Raw genomic sequence first — 24,128 nt, 5'->3', positions numbered from 1 at the left:
ATTATTCCTCTACTTTAATATTTTTAGTTATTTCTAAAACTTTAGTTTCATATCTTTTAAGAATTTCTTCATGAGATAAAGTATTATTTGGAGCAATTTTAGTTCCATCAATTAATAAAGTTTTTACTTCTTTTGCTCCTAAAAATTTTCATATACCTTCTAGTTGTGCTAATGGATTACCTCAAGGATATCAGCCTTCTGGAGCACCTTGAGTAGAAATTAAAATTACTTTAAGATTATTTAATAAACCAATAGCATTACCTTTTTTTGAATATTTGTAGCTAAAAGTTTTATTAGCAACACAAATAGTATCCATAAAGTTCTTTACAGTAGCAGGATAAGTAAAATTAATCATAGGAAAAGAAATAATTAAATAATTAGTTTCTTTTAATAAATTAATTCATTTATCACTATTATTTAATTCAAAAAAATTAGATAAATTATTTTGGTTTAATAATGAATTAGCAAAAATTTCTTGATTTAAATTAACTACTTTTGATTCACTATTTTTAACATTTTCTAAGATTTTTGATAAAAATTTTTGACTTAAACTGTCTTTATTTACAGAACCTTCTAAAGCTAGAATTTTAATGTTTTTTGACATATTTATCTCCTTGATTAGTTTAGTTATAAAAATACTTAATTTATTATAATTTATTTTAATATATATTAAATATATTAAACAAGGTTTTATATTATAGAGGTAATGTTATGGATAAAAATTTAGAAACTAAATTAGTTTCAAAAAGAAGATTTTATGAGCAACAAGAAAAAGTTATAAATCATATGACTACTGAAAAAATTAATGATTATTATGCTAAAGGTAAAACCAGAACAAAATTATTTTTTGCAGAAGTAGGATTGTGAATTGGTTTATCTTTAATTCTTATTTCAACATTAATTTTTTCTATTTTTTTATTGATTATGATCTTAAATAAAGATAACAATTTTGCTAAAAAATTAAATGAAGCAAATAGTAAAATTATTTGATTTTCTATATTAGGAGCTTTTGAACTTATAGGAATTATGCTATTTTCTATAGGTATTAAAAATAAGAAAACTATTAAAAAAGAAATAGTTAAAAAATTTAATGCCTATGACTTGTATAAATATGTTTTTAAATATTTTGGATTAGAAGAAAGATTTAATAGAGATGAACAAAATAATATTATTCCAAAATATGAACAAATTAATTTTTACAGAAATATTAAAAATTTTAAAGATTTACCAAATGGTTCATTGGCAATATCAGGTAAATATCAAATTTATGATTTAGTTACTGAAGATCAATATATTAAAGCACAAAATTTAGAATATTTTTTATCAAAATGATATGACCTAAGATTTTTAAATAAAAAAGAAGCAAAAAAAATCTTAAGCAAAAAGAATGATAGTTATTTAAATCAAGTTGAAATAAGAGAAATTAATAAAAAATTTGGAATGGCTATTAAACTAAGAAATTTAAAAGAAAATATTAATTTAACTTTGTTTGATAAAGATAATTTATATAGTCCAGAAACCTATACATTCATAGAAAATGTTGACAAAAAATATGATGATTTAATTTTAAAAACAGAAGATGAAAAATTGTTAATGGAATGAATAAATGAGAATAATTTAGCTTTTTTAGAAGCCATTAAAAATGAATTAAATAGTTATAAATATGAAAATGAAAAGAAAAATCTTATTAATAATTTAAGTTTATTGATAAGAAATCAAGAAGCATTTATTTGATTTAATAGTAAATATGAAATTTTAGATTTAAATCTAAATTTGAAAAGCATTAATAGAAATAAAGTTATTAAAACTTTTGTATTAAGAATAATTGATGATATTTATTTAATTTATTTATTATTACAACTATTAATTCCATTTGGTCTAAAACTTAAGGATGTACAAATACAAGAAGAAAAACAAATTGATCATATACCACTAAATAATGAAGAAGAAATTTCTACTAAAAATGATGAAAAAACAGAAGTAGAAAATGATGAATTTAACTTAAATAAAGATGAAAAAGAAAAAATAGGTGAAGAATAATCACCTATTTTTTTTGCTGCATATTATTAGGATTATAAATTTGTTGGGTATTAGAATTTATATTTGGATTTGGTTGCATATTCATTTGTTGAGTCGTTTGAACATTTATTTGAGGATTATAATTTTGAATTGTTGTAGTTTGTTGTTGCATTTGTCTAATTTGATTTAAATATTGTTGTTGTTGATTTTGTAAAGCTTGTTGTCTTTGCATTTGTGAACGTTGGTAAAAGACACTTGAAGCAGCCACATCTATAAATAAAAAAGTATTAGGATGTTGTTGAAGAATCGAAGCAGCTACATTATTATTAATAGGGTTTAATAAAACATTAGCTACAGCATTTGCTTTTTTAGCACCTATAGCATAAATAATAACCAATTTAGAATTATATATAGGTCCTACTCCCAAAGAAATCATACGATCGGGAACTTGTTGACCTACAAATTGAAGTTGATTTTTAACTAAATTTTCTTGTGTTAAATCACAAACTAAAGAATTATCATAAGTAGATCTAAATTCATTAACATATGACAATTCTCCATAATCTCCTAGTTCTAAAATAGTAATATCTAAACCACCAAATTTCATAATTTCATTATCATAATTACTACAATTTACAAGCATATTACCATAAGGAACAGGTGATCTTAAATAATTGGGATTCATATTTATTCTTCCACAAAGGTTTTCAAATAAAAATGAACGACAACTTAAACTATTTCTAGGATCAATTCCTACATATTCAGCAGTAGCAAAAACTGTTGCTCTTGAAAAATCTACATTTCTTGCATAATTTTGTGCTATTAAACTTCTATATATATAACTTGAATAATCAGAAGCACATAAGCCCATAACAATATTTGGTTTTCTTCTAGTGGCTTGGACAATTAAATCAGCAATTCTAAATCCTATTTCATTAGGATCTCTAGATACAATTAATTTAAATGCCATATATGCTCCTTAATTAGTTTTATTATTATAAATAGTATTTTGTAAATTAAAAATTGATTAATATAAAAAATATAAGATTTACATATTTTACTATAAATTAGTCATATTCTCAAATAAATTCATAATCAAAAACTTTTACAATATCTCCCGCTTTAATACCTTTTTTAATTAATTCATTTCACACACCTATTTTTTTTAAAATATTATTAAATCTTAATATGTTATCATAAGTTGTAAAAGGTATACGGTTATAAAAATAAGTGATTCTTTCACCTTTCAGTTCAAAAGTATTGTTTTTAATTTTAGTTATTTCAAATTCTTTTTCTAAAGTAATAATTTTTTGAATTTTTTCAGGTTCTAAATTTTCTATTGGTTCTAATTCAAGATTTTTAATTTCTTGTCACATTTCTTTTTTTAAGATTTCCAAATTATCAGCATTTAAAGCTGAAATACTAATAATTTTTAAATTTGGATATTTAATTATAAATGCTTGATAATTTTTTTTAAAATTAGGAAGATCTTTTTTATTAGCGATAATTATTTGTTTTTTCTTTTCTAGTTTTAAATTAACATTTTTTAATTCATTTTGTATTTCTTCATAATTATTAATTGGATTATTTTCTATTGAACCAAAATCAATAATATGAGCAATTATTTTACATCTTTCAATATGTTTTAAAAATTGTATTCCTAATCCTTTACCTTGAGAAGCTCCTTGAATAAGTCCGGGTAAATCCGCTATAGTAAAAACATTTTCAAAATATTTTACAATTCCCAATTGAGGTACCAATGTAGTAAATTCATAATCACCTATTTTTGCTTTAGCATTGGAAAGAGCATTTAATAAAGTTGATTTTCCTGCACAAGGTTTTCCAACTATTCCTATATCTGAAAGAATTTTTAAAATAATTTTAGCTTTATATGTTTCACCTGGTAAACCATTTTCACATATTTTAGGAGCTGTATTTTTAGCAGATTTGAATTTCATATTTCCTCTACCACCTTTACCTCCAGTGGCTACTAAATATGGTTTATTTTCTTCAATTACATCTGCTATTAATTCATTATTTTTAAAAACCATTGTTCCTATTGGAACTTTTATATAAGTAGATTCTCCATTAGCACCATATAAATTTTTAGGTCCACCTTTAATTCCATCTTTAGCAGTAATTTTATTTACACTTGATAAAAATAATAAAGTATTTTTTCCTTTATCGCCTATAAAATAGATGTTTCCACCATTTCCTCCATCGCCACCATCAGGTCCACCTTTATCTACATGTGCTTCTCTACGGAAGGAAATCATTCCATCTCCTCCCTTACCAGCTTTTAATAAAATTTCAATTTCATCTATAAATTTTGCCATATCTATTTCTCCTTTTTTGGGATCAAAAAATAAAAAAAGAAAAGATTAAATCTTCTCTTTTTTTATTTAAAAGTTTTTATTTTTCATAATTTGCTACTTTTTGTTCTAATTCAAGAAGTGATTTTTGAATATCACGCATTACATTTTTTAGCAAATCATAAGAAGAAGAATAATCATAAGATGTTTCATTGCCAGAAGTTTCTTTAATGTTAATTTTACTTAATTTATTAATATTTGAAGTTGAATCTATAAGTTCAATATCAGTTTTAGCTTTATTTTTAGCATCTGCTAATTGATTTTTTAATGTTGCTAATTGATTTTTAAAGTTTTTTCAAGCAGAATTATCTTTATTTGATTTTTCAATATAGCCATCAATTTTTTGTTCTAAATTATTAGCGTTTAAAACAGGATCAGCATTTAATAAAACATTTAAATTAGAAGCATATTTGTAATATTTAAATAATTCATTTTGTTTTTTAACATCTGAAAGAATAGTTTTTAATTCTTCACTTGTAATTGATTTTAAATTTTGGTCATTTTCTAATAATTTATTTTGTACATTATTTTTAAATCAAGGAACCATTTTTTCTTTTAAGGTAGTTGAAATACTAGAATTATCATTATATTCAGCAGAATTAGTAGCTAATTCACTACATATTTTTGCTATTTCTTCTAACATAACAATTTTTTCTTCTAATTTTTGTTTAATAGTTTTTTCTAAACCTTCTAAATCTAAAGTTCATTTTTGTAAATCAGATTCTTGGAAACTTTTTGATTTTATAGAACTTTTAATTTCAGATAATTTAGTTTCCATTTCTGCTCTATATTCTAAAAATAATTTTTCTAAATTAACATTTTTATGTTGAATATTAGCACCTTCTCAAATATTAATTGCTAAATTAGGTTTAGATTGATTATTAAAATATTTATAATTTTTGTTTAATTTAGTTGAAAATTCAGTTCCATTGTTAATTGCTTGTTTTAGATTTTGATATGAATTTTTTAATGATTTATTAGAAGCTGGATTAGATTTAATTGTAATTAAACCTCAAGCAGCACCAACACCTGAAATTAAAGTTGTGAAATATAAAGCAGTTGTTAAAAAACCGTATTTTTTTTGTGTATGTTGTGACATAATTTCTCCTTAAAAACTTAAAATAAATTAATCTGTGTAAACCACTAATCAAATAGCATCTGAAGATGTACTTACAACTCTATGTTGAGCTTTAGCATCAATTTTAATACCTTCACCTGCTGATAATACAGTTTTAACAAAACCTTTTTCTTCAACTACTGCTGTTCCTTTAAGTAAGAAAGCAACTTCAATAGCATCTTCTTCAGTTCAAGCAGTTGTTGCTTCATTTGAATAAATAATTTCAACTCTACAATTATCAGTTTTTAAATATCTGTAAGATAGTTCAGAATTCTTTTCTAATTTTGGAATTTCAAAGATATTATTATTAAATTTATTCATATCTTTAACCTTTCATGGCTTATGCCTTTATATATTATTAATAATTAAGTAAATAATGTATTTATTATATAACATAATAAAAGTAAAAATTAAGGTATTTTTTTATAACAAATATTTTTTTAAAAAATTCCTATTTTTCCATTTTTTTTGTTATTTTTGCTTAAATTATTAAATAAAAAATTATGTTTATATATAATTAAAAAATATAATTTTATTTATATAAACTGAATTATCCTTGAAAGGAATGAAAGATGAATAAACAAACAAAAACTAAAAAATGATTTAGTAATGTTAATTTTTATTTTCAAAGATTCATTTTTAAGTTTAAAAATGGTTGAAGGAAATTTTGAGAAACAAAAGAAATTACTAAAAAGCTAATTTATACTATTTGTCTTTTAAGTTTATATTTAATTGCCACTACTATTATTTCACCTTTTGTTAAAATAGCATCTAATCAAAGTATTCAAAGTGATACCTTCTTAAATACTTTAAACTTAGTTGGTGGTGGTGGATTAAAAAACTTTTCTTTAATGGCTTTAGGATTAGGACCTTTTATTAATGCTTCCTTAATTATGTCTTTATTACAAACAAGATTATTTCCTCCTATTCAAAAATTAAGTCAAAGTGGACCTCAAGGAAGAAGAAAAATAAATGTTATTACAAGAATATTAACCTTTATAATCGCTATTCCTCAAGCTATCTTTTTAACAACTTCCCTAAAAAGTGGAAAAAATCCTTTTATTGAGCTAATTAAAATTGAAAAATATCATATTTCAGAAAATTTAATTGCTTATTTCATTTTACCAATGATTTTAATTGGAGGTTCCTTATTTGCCTTATTTATAGCAGAACAAATTACAGATAAAGGTCTAGGCAATGGAACAAGTTTAATTATTTTTGTAGGAATTGCTTTTCAATTACCTGATCAATTTAGAGGAGCATTTGAAGAATATATTGATATTAAAAATGCTAATACTTACTTTATTGGTTCATTAAAGTTTCTAACATATCTGTTCTCCTATTTATTACTTATCTTTGTTATTTCATTTATCTATAATTCAGAAAGACACATTCCAATTCAACAAATTGGAGCTGGAAGAAGTAGAAATATTACTGAAATGGGTAAATTACCTATAAAAGTAAATCCTGGCGGAATTATGCCAATTATTTTTGCTTCTATGATTCTTTCATTTCCATTAATGATTGCTAGATTATTACCTGATTCAAATGCTAAAACTTGAATGGAAACATATTTAAGTTTTAAACATTGAGTTGGTTTAACTCTTTTAGTTATCGTCACTTTTTTCTTTAGTTTTGTAATGGGAATTCAACAATCAAGAGTTGATAAAATTGCTGAAGATTTTACTAAAAATTCAACCTTCATTCCTGGTATTAGACCAGGAGAAGAAACAGAAGATTACTTAATTGGAGTTGTTTTAAGATTATCTGCTTTTAGCGGTATTTGATTAGTTATTTTAGGTTCTATTCAATCTCTTCAAATTATGACTGGAATTTTACCTGAACGTATAGCATTTGGAGGAACTGGAATGATGATTTTAGTTTCAGTTTCTCTTGAAACTATCCAACAATTTAAAGCAAGATTAAAAACTAATAGACTAGCAAAACAAAAAAGAATGTCACTTATGGCTTTTGAAAAGAGTAATAATAATTTAGGGAACATTAAAAAAGGAGATGGTTTATTATGATAAATATTGACAAACAAATTGTTTTTTTAGGAAAACCAGGAGCTGGAAAAGGAACAGTTGCTGCTGAAATTGCTAAACAATATGGATTAATTCATGTTTCTACTGGTAATATTTTTAGAGAAGAAATTGCTTCTAAATCTAAATTAGGTCTTAAAGTAGTTTCTATAGTTGAATCTGGACAATATGTTCCTGATGATATAACTAATGAAATTGTTAGAAAAAAAATAAATAGTTTATTACAAGATAAAAAAACTTTTATGTTGGATGGATTTCCAAGAACTGAAGAACAAGCTAAATTTTTAGACACTATTGATAACTTGAAATATAATGTTGTAATGTTAGATGTTTCTCAAGAATTGATCATTAAAAGATTAAGTGGAAGACGTCAATGTCCAAATTGTCAAGCAAATTATCATATTTATTTTAAACCTTCAAAAGTAGAAAATATTTGTGATTTATGTAATCATGAATTAACAAAAAGAAAAGATGATTCAGAAGAATCTATTAAAACAAGATTACAACTTTATGATGAACAAACCAAAACTGTTATTGATTATTACAAAAACAAAAATAATTTATTTGTAGTTGATGGATCATTAGAACCTAATGAAATTACCAAAATAATTATGAATAAGTTATATAATAAATAACATTGTTATCTTACTTATATATTAATATATAAGTATGTTTTGTTTATTAATGTTAAAAAAGATAACTAAATTTATAGAAAGAAGGTAAAGATGATTTCTATAAAATCTGCTTTTGAGATTGAAAAAATCAAAAAAAGTTGTCAAATCCTGGCTGAGGTTAAACAAATTGTTTTTGATCACGTAAGACCAGGAGTTTCTTTAAAAGAATTAGATTCAATCGCTTTTAAAGAAATATTAAAAAGAGGCGCTCAACCTAATTTTAAAGGTTTATATGGCTTTCCAGCTACTATATGTGCTTCTGTAAACCAAGAATTGATTCATGGTATTCCAAGTGATTATAAAATCCAAAATGGAGATATTGTTTCTATTGATATGGGTTGTATGTATCAAGGATACCATAGTGATAGTGCCTTTACTAAAGGAGTAGGTACTATCACTAAAGAAGACCAAAAAATTATTGATGTTGCTAAAAAAGCTTTTGAAGCAGGTTTGAATGCAATTAAACCTGGAGCAAGAGTAGGTGATATTTCATATGCCATTGGTCAAGTTATTAAAAAAAATAATTTATATACCCCTTTTGAATATTGCGGTCATGGAATAGGTACTTCATTACATGAAGATCCACAAATTTTTAATGATGGAAAACCAGGAACTGGACCACTTTTAAGAGATGGAATGGTTATTTGTATTGAACCTATGATTTTACAAGGTTCAAGAAAAATTTTTGTATTAGAAGATGATTGAACTGTTGTTAGCGCTAGCGGAAAAAATGCTTCTCATTATGAACATACTATCTTAATTGAAAATGGTAAAGGTGTGGTATTGACGAAAGGAATTTAATGGCAAAAGATGCTTTCAAATTACAAGCAGTTGTCAAGGAAGCTTATTCTAATGATGAATATGAAGTGGAACTTGAAAATGGAAAAATAATTAAAGCTTATATTTCAGGAAAAATGCGAGTAAATCGTATTCGTATTTTACCTGGGGATACTGTAGACGTAGAAATGAGTCCATATGATTTAACTCGTGGACGTATTGTTTATCGTCAAAAATAATAACAAGGAGACTTTTATGAAAGTAAGAGCTAGTGTTAAAAAAATGTGCAAGGATTGCAAAATTATTAAACGTAAAGGCATAATACGTGTTATTTGTGCTCAACCAAAACATAAACAAAGACAAGGATAGTAAATGGCTAGAATTTTAAACATAGAAATTCCCAATAACAAACGTGTAGTTATTTCATTAACTTACATTTATGGTATTGGAAAATCAGTGGCAAAAGAAATTTGTGCTACTGCTAAAATAAACGAAAATACTCGTGTAAAAGACCTTAATGAAAATCAATTAGCAGCTATTCGTGAAGCAGCTAAAAAATATACAACTGAAGGTGATTTACGTAGAGAAGTAAATTTAAACATTAAACGTTTAATGGAAATTAAATGCTACCGTGGAATTAGACACCGTAAAGGTTTACCAGTAAGAGGACAAGTAACTCAAAAGAATGCTAGAACTAGAAAAGGTCCTAGAAAAACTGTTGCAGGTAAGAAAGGAGCAACTAAATAATTTTATTTAGTTAAAATATGGCTAGAAAATCTAAGAAAAAGAATATTACTAGTGGTGTTGCTCACATTCACTCAACTAATCAAAATACTATTGTAACTTTTACAGATGAAAACGGTAATGTATTGTCATGATCTTCAGCAGGAGCTATTGGCTACAAAGGAACTAAAAAGAAAACCCCTTATGCTGCTGGTTTAGCTGCTCAAGCAGCTGCTGAATCTGCTAAAGAACACGGAATTAAAACTGTTAGAGTAGAATTAAAAGGTTTAGGAGCTGGGAAAGATGCTGCTAGAAAACAAATTGAAGTAGCAGGAATTTCAGTTACTGAAGTTAAAGATGTTACACCAGTTCCACACAATGGAACTAGACCTCCAAAACGTATCTTAAAACGTGAAAAACAAAAATAAGAAAGAAGGATAATTATGGAAAAAATGAATAAACTTCTTTATTATGAAGAAATTGAACAATTAACTGAAAAAAACAAACCAAATATTTCTACCTTTATTATTAGACCTCTTGAAAGAGGTTTTGGAAATACTTTAGGAGTTGCACTAAGAAGAGTATTATTATCTAATATAACTTCTTTGGCTTTATTTGCTGTAGCAATTGAAGGTGTTGAACATGAATTCCAAGTAATTCCTGGTGTTATAGAAGATGTACCTACTTTAATTATGAATTTAAGACAAATTAAATTTAAATACAACCCTGATGAATTATCAGATGAAACTATTATTAAAGTAGAATTAAATGCTAATGAAGAAGGAGAAGTAACTGCTAAAAGTTTAGAAGTTGTAAATGCTCCTTCATCAGTAGAAATTGTTAATCAAGAATTTGTTATTGCTAAAATTGCTGCTAAAGGTTCTTTACATTTAGAAATGTTTCTAAAATTAGGTAGAGGTTTTATTTCTAATGAAGATAACAAAAAGAATTTAATGCATATATCAGCTTTTGCTTCAAAAGTTGAATCAAAAATTAAAAATCCAGTTTTTATTGCAACAGATAGTAAATTTGGACCTGTTCAAAAAGTAAATTATTCTGTTGAAGAATTAAACTCTTCATCAAACAAAATTGAAGAAGAATTAAAATTATATGTAGAAACTGATGGAACTGTTGAAACTAAAAAAATCCTTCAACAAGCAGCTGAAATTTTAGTTGCTCATTTTAAAGTGATTGGAAACGTTGATGAAATGAAAGCTTTCAATGAAGTATTTTCATCAGGAGAAGAAAAGAAAGTTTCTACTGAAGAAAATGATATTTCAATTGAACAATTAGGATTATCAGTTCGTTCATTAAATGCATTAAAACGTATTGGAAAAACTAAAATTTCAGAAATCGCCGCAATGACAAGGGATCAATTAGAAAACACCAAAAATTTAGGTAAAAAATCAATCGATGAAATCGAAGAACGTTTGAAAGATAATGATTATAGTCTTTCAACCATAGGAGAGGAATAATTTATGGCTAATCCAATTCAACTTTATTCACGTGATACAAAATGAAGAAAAGGTGTAATGCGTACCTTAGTTAGTGAATTATTCGCTAATGGTAAAATCATCACTACTTTAACAAGAGCAAAAGAAATTAGAAGATATGCTGAAAAAATGATTACTAAAGCTAAAAAAATTAATTTAGCTAATAGAAGAATTATTGAAGCATTTTTAAGACCTATTGAAGTAGAAATCACAGCTAAGAAAAAAGAAGCTGCTAAAAAAATTTCTGTTTCATTACATTTAATAGAAAATATTGCACCTAAATATGCAAAAAGAAATGGTGGATATACACGTATTTTTAGACTTCCTGCACGTCAAGGTGATGCAACACCTATGGCACTTATTGAATTAGTTTAATCTTAATTAAGTTTTAATTATTTTTAGCACCTTATATTAAGGTGCTTTTTTATAAAAAAATCCTTGTCTTTAGACAAGGAAAGCCATTAAAATGATATGGTGCCCGAAACAGGATTTGAACCTGCATGAATTTCTTCACTAGATCCTTAGTCTAGCGTGTCTGCCAATTCCACCATTCGGGCATAAATTGATATTTTAATTTTAGCAAAAAACTTATATATTTTGCTAAATAATATATATTATTAATGTTATGCCAGAAATGCCAGAAGTAAATATAGTTATTAAAGCTTTAAAAGAAGTTGTTTTAAATAAACAAATTTTAAAAGTACAAATTAAAGAAAATAAAATGCTAAGAAATAGTAATCCTGATGAATTTAATGAATTTTTAAATAACGAATCTATCTTAAATATAGATCAATTAGGAAAATATATAATTTTTGAATTATCTAATCATAAATATTTAATATCACATTTAGCCATGACTGGAAAATATTTTTTTTATAAAAACAAATATTTTCCAAAAATTCATGACCATATCATTTTTTATTTAAATGATAATAATTTTTTAGTTTTTAATGATTATCGTAAATTTGGTTTTTTCTATCTTAAAACTAAAGATACATTAAAAAATACTAATCCTTTAAATAAATTAGGTTTTATGCCTAATGAAGCTTTAAAAAATATTGATTTTTTATTTAATAAAATACAAAAAATTAAAAAACCCATTAAAACTTTAATTCTTGATCAAACATTTTTATTAGGATGAGGAAATATTTATGCTGATGAAACTTTATATAAATGTAAAATTAGTCCTTTTAGACCAGCAAATTCTTTAACAAAACAAGAATTAATTAACATAATTTCAATAGGCAATGAAATTATGTTAGATTCAATTTCTAAAGGTGGCTCTTCAGTTAAAACTTATACTAGTTTAAATGATCAAAAAGGTAGTTATCAAAATTATTTAAAAGTTTATGGAAAAGATGGACAAAAATGTTTTGAATGTAATTCAATAATTATTAAAACTAATTTAAATGGTAGAGGAACTAACTATTGTCCAAATTGTCAAAAGGAAAATTAATATGTCTTATTCAAAAGAAATAAATTTACATTATTTAAATGTTAATGAAGCAACACCTATTATATATAATTCATTATTAGAATTTAAAAATGATAATTTTATATATGAATTAAATATTATTACTGGAAAAGGTACTGGGGCATTAAAATTAACAGTTTTAGAAATTTTGGATAAAGATTTTCCTAATTTAAAATATATTGAGCAAAATAATGGAGGTTCAATATTAGTAAGAAAATTTGATAATGATGATAATGATGATAATGATGATGAATTAAATTATGAAGATATTAATTACAATGATTGTTTTTAAATTGACATTTCTAGATTAAGTAAAATTTTTTCAAAAATAGAACTTCAATATAAAAAAGAAATAAAAATCCCCAAAGAAATATTAGAAATATCTTCAATTTCAATTTCTATTAAAGGTATAGAACCTATATTAACAATTAAATCATTAACAATGTTATCACTCATATTAGATAAAAAATTAATAGTATAAGAAGAATATTCTTTTAAATTATCTTCATTATTTATATCGTCACTAATTTTATAATCAACATTTTCATTTTTTACAATAAAATTGCTTACTAAAATATTTTTATTATTTTCTGTTAAATGTTGTCCTATTAAAAATATATCATTTGGATAAGTAAAACTATATGAAATTACTTTTCCATTATAAAAACCATTTCTTATTTTTGAAATTTCATTCAAAGAATTTTTTAAATAATATTTATTTGATAAATTAATGATTATTTCTTTTTCTTTTGTTAAAAAATTTAAACAATAAGCATATTGAAAAGCAAAATTTTCTGTAATTTTATTGTTAATTCATTCTAAAGAACCTTGTCTATATCCTTCCAAAACTTCTTCAATATTTATATTATCAATTAATAATAAAAATAAATTTGGTTCAGAGAAAAAAGAATATGTATTAGGTAAAATATTTGGGACAATTAAAGTATTTTTTTCATTTATTTTTAAATAGCTAAATTGCTCTTCAAAAGTTTCTTTTCCTATAATAAAAATGCTTTTATGTAAATTAAAATATCCAATATTTATTTGTAAAAGATTTATTAAATGTTTAACAAAATTAAAAAATTCATTTGTTGTTTTTTTAAACCCCATTAAAACTAAACCTGTTTTTTTCAAAGAAATTATTTCTTTTATATACTTAATTTTTTCATTTAAGACTACTGTAGAATCATTTTCTGAAATAAAAATTAGATTAATTTTTTTATCATTCAATAGATTGTTTTTTAATAAAAAATTATGAGCAAAATTAAAATTTGAAAAAATTTTATCATTGCCTACAATTATTAAATCTTCAATTTTTTGATTGTAAATTTCAGAACCAAACTCATAAACATTTTTTAAAATTTCTTCATCAAAATTCGAAGCAAGATCATGAAAATTAAAAATTTCAAAATTATCTATATCTTTAATTTTTATTTTTTTTATTAAAGCACTACTTTTTTTTCTTAATTCTTCATTGGAAAAATCTGGATAAAAATTAAAGGTTTTTAAATTTATTTTTTTCATTTCTTCCTTTTTTATAGACATATTCAAAAAATTAACTTTTGTTATACATTTAAGCATTTCTACATAAAAACAAAAATATTTTCATAAAAAATGTATTTTTTAATCTTAAAATATTATATTAAAATGACCATATAAATTAAAAAATAAATATAAATGTATTTACCTTATTAAGCAAAAATATCTTATATTTATATTCTTATTTACTTATATAATATAAGTATTAAATTTAAATAAAATAATCATTATATTTATAATGCTTTATTTTTAAATATTGGGGTAAATATGAAAAGATTGAATTGTTTATATGAAAATAAAAAAGATAAAAAATATCCTTGATTATTAAAACATCCAAAAATTAAAGATGGTTTAGCAAAGTTTCAAACTAGACAACAAGCTATTGATTGATTTTTATCATTAGATATGGAAGTTGCTCTTTGATTTCAAAATGATAAAAAGATTTTTGATGGTCAATTAACATCTGATTTTGATGAAAATAAATTTAGTTATTACATTAAAACTGGTGGTTTTGATGGTGGTGCTACTTATGAACAATGCTGTGATGAATTCTTTATTAGTCCATCAGAATTTACAAGAAATAGATATGCTGAACATGATAGAATAAGAAGTTTGGATTTTGTTTTATTAAATGATCCAAAAACCTACTTTCCTCCGGAATTAGAAATTTCTAAAAAAGCTAAAAAGGAAATTGTTGATGTAGAAGCAATTAAAAGTGCTTATCAACAACAAATTGATTTGCTTTTAACTCAAATGAATGATCAATCTGTTGAAGCACAAAATGCAATGGATCAACTAAAAGAAGAAATTGAAAAAAAAGATACCAACTTTGTTGAAATGCGCAAATCTATGGAACGTTTAAAAAACAATATAAAAGTTTCAGAAGGAATTAAATATTGTCGTTACATTGATTTAGATTCATCTGAATTTTTAGGAGCATTAGGTTTATACATTGAAAAATTAAATAAATTAAAACCTACTATTTATGCTAAGAAAGTTTCTTCAAAAGATTTTAACTTAATTAAAAATAATTTCCAAAATGTTGAAAATGAAATAAATGGTGTTGAATCAAATGAAAACTTTGAACATTTGAAAACTTTAAAAAGATTACATAAAGAATTCATAATAGTTAAAGATGAAATTATCTCACTTTTAAATGAAGATGCTTCAGTACAAGATTTACCAATTTATAGAGCATATTCAAAGGATTCAAAAACAAATACTTATACCCCTTTATCTTGAGATACTTCATATGTAATAATGAATATGAAACACATAGGTTTTGTTCCTTATGAAGATTATTCATATGCAATTTCATACCTAGCACAAAATGTTGTAAATAACTTTATGATTTTAACTGAAGATAATGAACCTGAAGAAAATATCTCTTCAAATACCAAAGAAGAAATTATTGAAGAAGTTGTAGTAGAAGAAACTAAGCCTGCTTCTTCGAAAGGAAAAGAGCAAATGAATGAAACTAATAATAAAGTAGTAGAAGAAACTACACAAAAAAATATTCAAGAAGAAACAGTTGTTGAACCAGAACCAGTTGTTACTAAACCTCAACCAGAATTGCAACCTGAAACTTCACAACAAACTGTAATTAATAGACAAGATCAATTATTAGTTCCTGAACCTATTGTTCCTGTAAATGAACCTAATCAATTTGTTCCTGCTCCGCAAACAACTAACTTGCCTACTATGGCAATGCAATCTAATTTAATGCCATTCAATGCAATGCCACCTGCTGTTGCTACTATGGGTATGCCAGTTCCTGTTACTCCTACTGTACAGGCATCTGAAGAAGTTACTGGTCCTGATAAAACTAATTTGTACAAAATTTTAGCCATTGTATTTGGAGTTGCTACTTTAGTATTTCTTGTTTTAATCATTTTATCTTGTTTACAAATTTTTGGTGATATAACCATTTTCAATTTTTAATAATCATTTATATAAAAAACACTTTATTTATAAGTTTTTCACTTATTAAAAAGTGTTTTTATTTATTTTATTGTAGATATAAGGAGAAAATATGCAAAATAAAGATAAAAAAATGATTGACATTGTCAATCATTTAAAAAGTGTTGGTTTTGTTTTTCAAGGTTCTGAAATTTATGGAGGTTTAGCTAATACATGAGATTATGGACCTCTAGGGTCAATTTTAAAAGATAATATAGCTAAACAATGAAAAAATTATTTTATTCACACAGAACCAAATTTTTATTTAATAGATTCAAAAATTTTAATGAATCCTCAAGTTTGAATTACTTCAGGACATGTTTTAAATTTTAATGATCCTCTTATTGAAAATAAAATAAATAAAAAACGTTATAGAGCAGATAAACTTATTCAAGAAATTAATCCTAATCTTATTCCTGAAAAAATGACATTTGAAGAAATGCAAACTTTTATAAAAGAAAATTTAAAAACTTATGAAAATGAAAAAACAGATTGATCAGGAATAAGAAAATTTAATTTAATGTTTGAAACAAAACAAGGAGTCATAGAAGACTCAAAAAATATTATTTATCTACGTCCAGAAACTGCTCAAGGTATTTTTGTTAACTTTAAAAATGTTCAAAGAACTACAAGAGCAAAATTACCAATGGGTATTGGTCAAATAGGCAAAAGTTTTAGAAATGAAGTAACCCCTGGAAACTTTATTTTTAGAACTAGAGAATTTGAACAAATGGAAATAGAAATTTTTTGTCATCCAAATGAAGCACAATATATTTATAAAAAATATATTGATAAAGTAAAACAATTTACTACTTTTTTAGGTATTCAAGAAAAAAATATTAGAATTAGAGAACACGAAAAGGAAGAATTATCGCACTATTCTAAAGGAACTAGTGATATAGAATATCTTTTTCCTTTTGGTTGAGGTGAACTTTTAGGAGTTGCAAATAGAGGTGATTATGATTTATCTTCACATATAAAAGCAACTAAAGAAAATTTAGAATATTTAGATCCTTTAACAAATGAAAAATATATTCCTTATGTTATAGAACCTTCTATTGGATTAGATAGATTAATGTTAGCAATATTGATAGATGCTTTCGAAATAGAAAAAAATAATAATGAAGAAAGAATAATTTTAAAACTAGATAAAAAACTTTCTCCTTACAAGGTTGCTATTTTGCCTTTAATGAAAAATTTATCAGAGGAAGCTAAGAAAATCTATAATTTTCTTATAGAAAACAATATTTTAGCTACATATGATGAAACTGGTTCTATAGGAAAAAGATATAGAAGACAAGATGCTATAGGAACTCCTTATTGTATAACTATTGATTTTGATACTCTAAATGATCAAAAAGTCACTATTAGAGATCGTGATACAATGAAACAAAAACGAATTTCAATTAAAAATATTTTAAAATTTATAAATAAATAAAGCAGATAAAATGAACAAATACATTGACCAAAATACTATTAATAGCATTATAAATGCTAATAAAATTGAAACAGTTATAAGTGAATTTCTTCCTTTACAAAAATATGGAAGAAATTTTCGTGCTATTTGTCCATTTCATAATGATACTAATCCTTCTTTATCTATCAATGTAGAAAAGCAAATATATAAATGTTTTGTATGTAATAATGTTGGAAATGTTGCTAAATTTCTTACTGAATATAAAAAAATTTCTTTTATAGAAGCTATTAAATGACTAGCAGAAAAAATTAATTATAATTTTGATTTTACTGATTATTTAAATCAAGCAAATTCAAAATATAATGAAGAAGAATTAAAAATATTAGACATATTAGAAAAAGCAAATAGTTATTTTTTATTAGAATCTCAATTATTACCAACAAATCATAAAGTTAAAGAATATTTTGATAATAGAAAATTAGATATAGAAACAAGAAAAATGTTTGATATAGGATATGTTCCAGAAATAGGGTTTTCTAATACATTTTTAAAGCAAAATGAAACAAATCTATTAATTAAAGCAGGTTTATTGAATAGTGATAATCTTTTACCTTTTTTTAAAAATAGAATTACTTTTGCTATCAAAAATGAAAATAATCAAGTTGTAGGTTTTTCAGCAAGAACATTAGAAAAAGAGCAAAAACCTAAATATATTAATTCACCTGAAAGTATATTTTTTAAAAAAAATTCCATAATTTATAATTATGGAATTGCTAAACCTTATATTGAACAAACTAAACAAGTTGTTATAACTGAAGGATTTTTTGATGTTATTGCTCTTTTTAAAGCTAATATAAAAAATTCTGTATGTTTAATGGGAACAGCTTTAACAAAAAATCATTTATATTTATTAAAAAATAAAGAAATTATTTTATTTTTAGATGGAGATATTCCTGGCATTCAAGCATCTATGAAATCTTTTTTAATTTTAAGAGAAAATCATTTTAAAGTAAAAATAGTTAATAATGATACAAGATTAGATCCCGATGAAATTTTTAACCAAAAAGGACCTAATGTTTTAAAATCATTGATAGATAATTCTTTGATTGGAATTGATTTTATATACAATAAATTACTTGAAAAAAATAACCTAAGAATTAAAAAAGATTTACAAAATATAAAAAATTTTGCTAATGAATTTAAAAATTATTTAATGTTTGAAGATAAAAATGATATTGATTTTTATATATCAAAATTTATTCAAGAATTTAATTATAAAATTGACATAGAAAATATACTTTTTGAAGAATCTACTTACACTCCTGAAGAAAAACAAGAAAATAATAATACTTATATATCTAAATCATATCCACTTAAAAATTATCAAAATGAATATGATAATACCAATTGAATCAAAGGCTTGCTTCTTATGCTTGTTAATTATCCAGAATTAATTTTAGACTATAAAAAAATAATAGAAGACGGAAAACAAAAATTTAATTTAGAAATGGAAAATGAACTCTATAACTATAGCTATAAAATAATTAAAACAAATCCAGAAACTAAAGAATTTAATGATTTAAAAGAAAAATTAAATGAAAAATTTAATGATATAATACAAAATACCATTTTTAAGAATAAGATAAATGATATTAAAGAGAAAAAAATAACTATTAAAAAATGCTTTCAAGATATATTTGAAAAAGCTAATAAACAAGTTCAAAATTTATTTAATGATTGATATAAAGATAAAACAAATACACAAGTCATAGATGATTTAGATGAAGAACTAAAATTAAAATTCTTTAAAAGAGAAAGAGAAATAGTTAAAGAAAGGTGTGATGACAATGCAAGAAAAAAACAATAGTATAAAAATTGTAGTTGATTTAATTAAAAAATGAACTAAAGAAAAAAATAAAACTCAAATATCACAAACTGAAGTTTATGATTTTTTATCTGATAAAAATTTAGAATTAGATGAAAATAGCACAGAACAACTTTTCGAAAAACTATATAAAAATAATTTAATTTATGAAGATCCTGATGAAGGTGATTTAGAATTAATTGATGAAGAGGAAATTGAAGAAGAACTTCCTAGTAAATATAAAAAAGAATATAACAAGAAAAATAAAAAAAATAAAGATATCTATGATGAAGATGATGATTCAAGTGATGAATTACATTCATACCTTTTAGATTCTGGATATAGCCAATATAGTGATGAAACTTCCGAATATGATCTTGATGATTATGATGATTATGATGATGGTGAAGATGAGGATGATGAAGAAGATGAAGATGATGAAGAGGAAGAAAAAGCTAGAAAATTAGAAGAAGAAAAAAGAAAGAAAAAAAATAAAAATGATGATCTTAAATTAGAAGATTATGATGAAGAAGTCGATCTTTCTATTTCTAATGATGAAAAAATTAAAGCAAAAGAATTAAGAAATAAATTAACTGAAACCAATGATATTGTTAAATGATATATGCGATGAATTGGTAAATATGGTCAATTATTAACTTCTGAACAAGAACAAAAATTAGCAAAAGAAATGGAAAAAGGCGGTTTCAGAGGAAAAAGAGCACGTGATAAATTAATTAAAAGAAATTTGCGTCTCGTTATAAATAATGCTAAAAAATATAAAAATAGAGGTTTAAGTTTTATAGATTTAATATCTGAAGGTAATTCAGGAATTGTTAAGGCGGTTCAAAAATATGATGTTTCTAAAGGATTTAAATTTTCAACTTATGCCACTTGATGAATTCGTCAAGCTATAACAAGAGCAGTTGCTGATCAAGCTAGAACTATAAGAGTTCCAGTTCATATGGTAGAAACTATTAACAAAATAACCAAAATTGAAAGAGAATTACAACAAGAAAAAGGCTATGAACCCACTGATGAAGAAATTGCTTTAAGATATGGAAATGGATATACACCTGAAAAAGTTAGATATATTAGAAAAATTAATATTGATCCCATTTCTTTAGATAAACAAATTGGTAAAGAAAATGATTCTGCATTTTCAGATTTTGTTAAAGATGAAAATGTTGTTAGTCCTAATGATTTTGCTTCACAAGAACAATTAAGTGAAAAAATGGAAAAACTCTTAAAAGATACTTTAGATGATGATGACTATCAATTGATTTGTAAAAGATATGGTGTTGGATATGATGAAAATGGTAATAAATATCGTCAATATTCTTTAGAAGAATTAGCTGAAGAAAGAGGCGGAGTTTCTAAAGAAAGAATTAGACAAATTGAAAATAAAATTTTAAGAAAATTAAAAAATAGTAATAAAAATGATAGTAAATTTTTAAAAGACTATTCAAAAAATTAAATTTTAATATAAAAAACTTAAAAATAAGTAGGCTAAAAAATTACCTACTTTTTTTAATTCTAATTATTATTCAAAATACATATTTTTTATACTTTCTATCATTTTATTTCATTCTTTAAAGATATGTTTTTTTGAAAAATAATTCATTTCATAAACATAACAATATTTTTTATAAGAAAAATAAGTAATAATTTGATATTTATTAGTTCAAACTTTTTTATATTTTGATAATAGAAAAGAATTTTCATTTTCCAATTTATAAATTTCTTCAAAATTTTTATATTTATTTTTTAAGTCATTTTTAAATTCAAATACTTTTAAATTTATTAATTTAATTGTAGTTTTACATTTTTTTGAATTGCCATCCTCTTCTATTAAAAAATAATTATCATCAAAAATAAAATTTTTAAAATTAGAAATTATTGGTAGTTTTAATTTACCTAATTTAACTAATGAATTTCTTAATTTATAACTATCTCATAATTTTAAATCTTTAAAACTACTTATATCTTCTTGATTTATTCCTTGTCATTTCTTATTTTTTATGTTTTGATATATATCTTTAGGAAAGAAAATATGTTGTTTCTTATCACATTTTTCAATAATATTTTCTAGAAAGTACACTGTCTCAAATTGTGCATTTTTCTCAAAATTTAACATTTTATTTTCAAAACTTCAATAATTTCATATATTAAATAAAGATTTATTCATTAAATTATCAATATTATTTGTTTTATCAACTCAAGGAAAAATATCATATAAAGAAAATATTCTAACTTGATATTTTTCGTTATAAAAATCTCATATGCTTTTAATTCCAATCATTGTTGCAAATTCATTTTTATTTAAAATTGGTGGAAATTCTCAATCTTCAATATTAAAATAACCAAATTTATATTTTTTAACATATTTAGCATTATTTTCCAATTTTTCAAGAGCATAATAATAAAAATAAGCTTTTAACTTATTAAAGTCTTCTGAATAATAATAATTTGTAAAATCTTGTAATTGATAATCTACTAAAAATTGATTACAAAATTTTTCAACAATTGATAAAGCATAATGATGGAATCCAGGTCCATATTTTAATGTATTAACTTTTAAATAACAATCATTGTTTAAATTTAAATATATTTTTATTCCCTCCAAATTTCAGAGAGGAATAAAAATATATATTTGTTTTTCTTCAAAAGAAAAATATGGTTCTCTTAAATTATTTAATTCACAAAAGTTTCTAATCTCCTCAAATAGAAACATATTTATTTCATGGTTTAAAATAGCAGTAACAGATAAAAAATTATTCATACCAATTATATATGTCTATTTTTTGCAAAAAAGTCAAAAAAATTTTAATTAATTTTAATTTTAGGAATTTTTTTATTTTTTGCAAAAATATATAAATAAATTAAGAAATATAACAAATAATTACAATTTGAATCAACTAAATAGCAAAAAAATTATACTTACCACTTATATATGTCCTTTTTTTGAAAAATATTAAAAAAAATTATTTTTTTTCTTTTTATTGGGAATTTTTTTATTTTTTCATTTTTTTATAAAAAAAGGACATATATAAGTGGAGGAAAAATATGATTTTATATCGCATTGGTGAATTAATTTATAAAAATAATAATAATATTGTTTTTGAAAGTCAAGGTATAGGATATTCCATAATTGTTCCTGATATTAAAAGATTTGAAAACAATACAAAAATGAAACTTTATATTGTCGAATTAAAAAATGATTATTATCAAGCAACATATGGTTTTAAAGATTTTAAAGAAAGACTATTATTTGTTGATTTAATAGCAATAAATGGTGTAGGTCCTAGAGTTGCATTTAATATTTTAAATAATGGATGAGAAAATACTTCATCTTTAATAGCATTAAACAATTATGAAGAATTAGTAAAAATACCTTATTTAAACCCTAAAATTGCCAAAAATATAATTATTGAATTACAAGATAAATGAAAGAAAATTCTAAATTTAACAGAAAAAGAAATTGATAAAAATATAAATAATCCTAATTTTAATGAAATCAAAGAAACTTTAAAAATGTTAGGGTTTAAAAATAATCAAATTGAATATGCATTAAAACAAGTTAAAGTTTCTTCTAATATTGAAGAAATGGTTGAATCTGCTATAAAAATTATTGCTAATAGTAACAACGCTAATGGAATATCTTAATTTAAGACCTTTAAATTTTAAAAATTTCATAGGACAGGAAAAATTAAAATCAACTCTTGAAACAATGATATATTCTTCTAAAAAACAAAATATATGTTTAGATCATATTTTATTATATGGACCACCTGGTACCGGAAAAACAACATTAGCTTCTATTGTTGCTAATGAAATTGGTTCTAAAATTCATTATTTACAAGGTGGTTTATTAGAAAAAAAATCAGATATTTTATCTATTTTTGCTAATGTTCAAGAAAATGATATTGTTTTCATAGATGAAATACATAGCATAAATAAAAATTTAGAGGAATTAATTTATAATGCTATGGAAGATTTTAAAATAGATTTAATTTTAGGTCCAGAGGGTAATGCTAAAGCATTAAGAATGAAACTTAAACCTTTTACTTTAATTGGTGCCACTACAAAATTAAATCTTTTATCCCAACCTTTAAAAGATAGATTTGGATTAAAAGCTAAATTAACAAACTATGAAATTTTAGACATAGAACAAATTATTGATAATTCTAGAATCAAAATGAATTTAAATGTAGATAATGGAGTTATTGAAACAATTGCTAAATATTCTAGATACACTCCTAGAATAGCTAATAATTTACTAAAACGTGTTAATGATTTTTCAATTAAAAAAGCAGAAGAAACAATTTCTTTACAAACTGTTATAGAAACTTTTAAAAAAATAGAATTATTTGAAAATGGTTTGAATCGTGAACATATAGATTATTTAAAATTACTAATAGATATTTTTGAAGAAAAATGAGCTTCTATAGATTCTTTAGCTGGAATTTTAAATAATTCTAAGGAAATATTAATCAATGAAATAGAACCTATCTTATTACATTTAAAATTAATTGAAAAAAGTTCCCGAGGAAGAAGAATAACTATTTTAGGTATAGACTATATTTTAAATAATAGAAATAAATTTTTATAAAGTAAATTTCTAGAATTTAAGTTAAGAAACATTTGTTTTTTAACTTTTT

At 23.2% G+C, this 24,128-nt stretch carries 25 protein-coding genes and 1 tRNA gene; 18 read left to right on the top strand and 8 right to left on the bottom strand.

The genetic code is table 4. The features are described from left to right. Nucleotide 1: 1 nt before the first annotated feature. A complete protein-coding gene (locus ACJA27_RS01845) occupies nucleotides 2–604 on the bottom strand; it encodes an FMN-dependent NADH-azoreductase (RefSeq protein WP_406617601.1) in 603 nt (200 codons plus the stop codon). A gap of 107 nt (nucleotides 605–711) precedes the next feature. On the opposite strand from ACJA27_RS01845, the gene ACJA27_RS01840 reads away from it, so the two are divergent. Beyond that, nucleotides 712–2,040 carry an MAG2810 family protein gene (locus ACJA27_RS01840; protein ID WP_406617600.1) on the top strand — a complete coding sequence of 443 codons (1,329 nt, stop codon included), beginning with the start codon at nucleotides 712–714 and terminating at the stop codon, nucleotides 2,038–2,040. 4 nt (nucleotides 2,041–2,044) lie between these two features. Here the strand turns inward: ACJA27_RS01840 and ACJA27_RS01835 are convergent, their stop codons facing one another. The 4 genes from ACJA27_RS01835 to ACJA27_RS01820 all read right to left on the bottom strand — a co-directional run bounded on the left by ACJA27_RS01835 (nucleotide 2,045) and on the right by ACJA27_RS01820 (nucleotide 5,829). Then, nucleotides 2,045–2,989: a hypothetical protein gene (locus ACJA27_RS01835; protein WP_406617599.1), complete on the bottom strand. Its 945-nt coding sequence runs from the start codon at nucleotides 2,987–2,989 to the stop codon at nucleotides 2,045–2,047. A 97-nt stretch (nucleotides 2,990–3,086) separates the two neighbouring features. Further along, entirely contained in the window at nucleotides 3,087–4,355 is a 1,269-nt protein-coding gene (gene obgE, locus ACJA27_RS01830; RefSeq protein WP_406617598.1) for a GTPase ObgE, read from the bottom strand. 76 nt (nucleotides 4,356–4,431) lie between these two features. Then, the gene (locus ACJA27_RS01825; protein ID WP_406617597.1) at nucleotides 4,432–5,490 is read right to left on the bottom strand and encodes a hypothetical protein; all 1,059 of its coding nucleotides are present in this window, start codon (nucleotides 5,488–5,490) and stop codon (nucleotides 4,432–4,434) included. Between the two features lie 27 nt (nucleotides 5,491–5,517). Next, entirely contained in the window at nucleotides 5,518–5,829 is a 312-nt protein-coding gene (locus ACJA27_RS01820) for a cupin domain-containing protein (protein ID WP_406617596.1), read from the bottom strand. A gap of 251 nt (nucleotides 5,830–6,080) precedes the next feature. On the opposite strand from ACJA27_RS01820, the gene secY reads away from it, so the two are divergent. The 9 genes from secY (at nucleotide 6,081) to rplQ (ending at nucleotide 11,592) form a co-directional block, all read left to right on the top strand. Then, nucleotides 6,081–7,538 carry a preprotein translocase subunit SecY gene (gene secY / locus ACJA27_RS01815; protein WP_406617595.1) on the top strand — a complete coding sequence of 486 codons (1,458 nt, stop codon included), beginning with the start codon at nucleotides 6,081–6,083 and terminating at the stop codon, nucleotides 7,536–7,538. Beyond that, the gene (locus tag ACJA27_RS01810) at nucleotides 7,532–8,185 is read left to right on the top strand and encodes an adenylate kinase family protein (protein ID WP_406617594.1); all 654 of its coding nucleotides are present in this window, start codon (nucleotides 7,532–7,534) and stop codon (nucleotides 8,183–8,185) included. Before secY ends, ACJA27_RS01810 begins: the two co-directional genes overlap by 7 nt. Nucleotides 8,186–8,275: 90 nt before the next feature. After that, nucleotides 8,276–9,025 (top strand): type I methionyl aminopeptidase, encoded by a 750-nt coding sequence (gene map, locus ACJA27_RS01805; RefSeq protein WP_406617593.1) that lies wholly within the window; start codon nucleotides 8,276–8,278, stop codon nucleotides 9,023–9,025. After that, nucleotides 9,025–9,240: a translation initiation factor IF-1 gene (infA, locus tag ACJA27_RS01800; protein WP_406617592.1), complete on the top strand. Its 216-nt coding sequence runs from the start codon at nucleotides 9,025–9,027 to the stop codon at nucleotides 9,238–9,240. Before map ends, infA begins: the two co-directional genes overlap by 1 nt. Before the next feature lie 16 nt (nucleotides 9,241–9,256). After that, nucleotides 9,257–9,370, top strand: coding sequence for a 50S ribosomal protein L36 (gene rpmJ, locus ACJA27_RS01795; protein ID WP_406617591.1), 114 nt, complete (start codon nucleotides 9,257–9,259; stop codon nucleotides 9,368–9,370). A 3-nt stretch (nucleotides 9,371–9,373) separates the two neighbouring features. Continuing rightward, entirely contained in the window at nucleotides 9,374–9,748 is a 375-nt protein-coding gene (rpsM, locus tag ACJA27_RS01790; RefSeq protein WP_406617590.1) for a 30S ribosomal protein S13, read from the top strand. Nucleotides 9,749–9,765: 17 nt separating this feature from the next. Continuing rightward, entirely contained in the window at nucleotides 9,766–10,152 is a 387-nt protein-coding gene (rpsK, locus tag ACJA27_RS01785) for a 30S ribosomal protein S11 (RefSeq protein ID WP_406617589.1), read from the top strand. A 15-nt stretch (nucleotides 10,153–10,167) separates the two neighbouring features. Next, the gene (locus tag ACJA27_RS01780) at nucleotides 10,168–11,199 is read left to right on the top strand and encodes a DNA-directed RNA polymerase subunit alpha (RefSeq protein ID WP_406617588.1); all 1,032 of its coding nucleotides are present in this window, start codon (nucleotides 10,168–10,170) and stop codon (nucleotides 11,197–11,199) included. Nucleotides 11,200–11,202: 3 nt separating this feature from the next. After that, nucleotides 11,203–11,592, top strand: a complete 390-nt coding sequence (gene rplQ / locus ACJA27_RS01775; RefSeq protein ID WP_406618282.1) for a 50S ribosomal protein L17 — start codon at nucleotides 11,203–11,205, stop codon at nucleotides 11,590–11,592. Nucleotides 11,593–11,689: 97 nt separating this feature from the next. Here the strand turns inward: rplQ and ACJA27_RS01770 are convergent. Continuing rightward, nucleotides 11,690–11,774 (bottom strand) — tRNA-Leu (locus ACJA27_RS01770). A 68-nt stretch (nucleotides 11,775–11,842) separates the two neighbouring features. Between ACJA27_RS01770 and mutM the strand changes: the two genes are divergently transcribed. Together mutM and ACJA27_RS01760 are read left to right on the top strand one after the other, a co-directional pair. After that, entirely contained in the window at nucleotides 11,843–12,673 is an 831-nt protein-coding gene (mutM, locus tag ACJA27_RS01765) for a DNA-formamidopyrimidine glycosylase (RefSeq protein WP_406618281.1), read from the top strand. A 1-nt stretch (nucleotide 12,674) separates the two neighbouring features. After that, nucleotides 12,675–12,983, top strand: coding sequence for a Smr/MutS family protein (locus tag ACJA27_RS01760; RefSeq protein ID WP_406618280.1), 309 nt, complete (start codon nucleotides 12,675–12,677; stop codon nucleotides 12,981–12,983). On the opposite strand, the gene ACJA27_RS01755 is transcribed toward ACJA27_RS01760, so the two are convergent. Beyond that, nucleotides 12,980–14,215 (bottom strand): hypothetical protein, encoded by a 1,236-nt coding sequence (locus tag ACJA27_RS01755; RefSeq protein WP_406618279.1) that lies wholly within the window; start codon nucleotides 14,213–14,215, stop codon nucleotides 12,980–12,982. The genes ACJA27_RS01760 and ACJA27_RS01755 overlap by 4 nt on opposite strands. 282 nt (nucleotides 14,216–14,497) lie before the next feature. Between ACJA27_RS01755 and ACJA27_RS01750 the strand changes: the two genes are divergently transcribed. From ACJA27_RS01750 to ACJA27_RS01735, 4 genes are all read left to right on the top strand, one after another. Beyond that, nucleotides 14,498–16,171, top strand: coding sequence for an MAG3090 family protein (locus ACJA27_RS01750; protein WP_406618278.1), 1,674 nt, complete (start codon nucleotides 14,498–14,500; stop codon nucleotides 16,169–16,171). Between the two features lie 91 nt (nucleotides 16,172–16,262). Next, on the top strand, nucleotides 16,263–17,627 hold the full coding sequence (locus ACJA27_RS01745; RefSeq protein ID WP_406618277.1) for a glycine--tRNA ligase: 1,365 nt from the start codon (nucleotides 16,263–16,265) through the stop codon (nucleotides 17,625–17,627). Between the two features lie 10 nt (nucleotides 17,628–17,637). Further along, complete coding sequence (gene dnaG, locus ACJA27_RS01740; RefSeq protein WP_406618276.1) at nucleotides 17,638–19,473, top strand: DNA primase; 1,836 nt, start codon at nucleotides 17,638–17,640, stop codon at nucleotides 19,471–19,473. Beyond that, the gene (locus ACJA27_RS01735) at nucleotides 19,454–20,944 is read left to right on the top strand and encodes an RNA polymerase sigma factor (RefSeq protein WP_406618275.1); all 1,491 of its coding nucleotides are present in this window, start codon (nucleotides 19,454–19,456) and stop codon (nucleotides 20,942–20,944) included. Before dnaG ends, ACJA27_RS01735 begins: the two co-directional genes overlap by 20 nt. 66 nt (nucleotides 20,945–21,010) lie before the next feature. Here the strand turns inward: ACJA27_RS01735 and ACJA27_RS01730 are convergent, their stop codons facing one another. After that, nucleotides 21,011–22,249, bottom strand: coding sequence for a hypothetical protein (locus tag ACJA27_RS01730; protein ID WP_406618274.1), 1,239 nt, complete (start codon nucleotides 22,247–22,249; stop codon nucleotides 21,011–21,013). Nucleotides 22,250–22,533: 284 nt separating this feature from the next. Between ACJA27_RS01730 and ruvA the strand changes: the two genes are divergently transcribed. Further along, entirely contained in the window at nucleotides 22,534–23,133 is a 600-nt protein-coding gene (gene ruvA / locus ACJA27_RS01725) for a Holliday junction branch migration protein RuvA (protein ID WP_406618273.1), read from the top strand. Then, nucleotides 23,120–24,079 carry a Holliday junction branch migration DNA helicase RuvB gene (gene ruvB, locus ACJA27_RS01720; protein WP_406618272.1) on the top strand — a complete coding sequence of 320 codons (960 nt, stop codon included), beginning with the start codon at nucleotides 23,120–23,122 and terminating at the stop codon, nucleotides 24,077–24,079. The genes ruvA and ruvB overlap by 14 nt, the downstream gene beginning before the upstream one ends. The last annotated feature ends 49 nt before the right edge of the window (nucleotides 24,080–24,128 follow it).

The sequence above is a fragment of the Mycoplasmopsis lipophila genome (genome assembly GCF_045276895.1).
In the GTDB taxonomy this organism is placed as follows: Bacteria; Bacillota_I; Bacilli_A; order Mycoplasmatales; family Metamycoplasmataceae; genus Mycoplasmopsis; species Mycoplasmopsis lipophila.
Note: the sequence above shows the minus strand (reverse complement) of the source record. Positions and strands in the feature narration are given on the sequence as shown.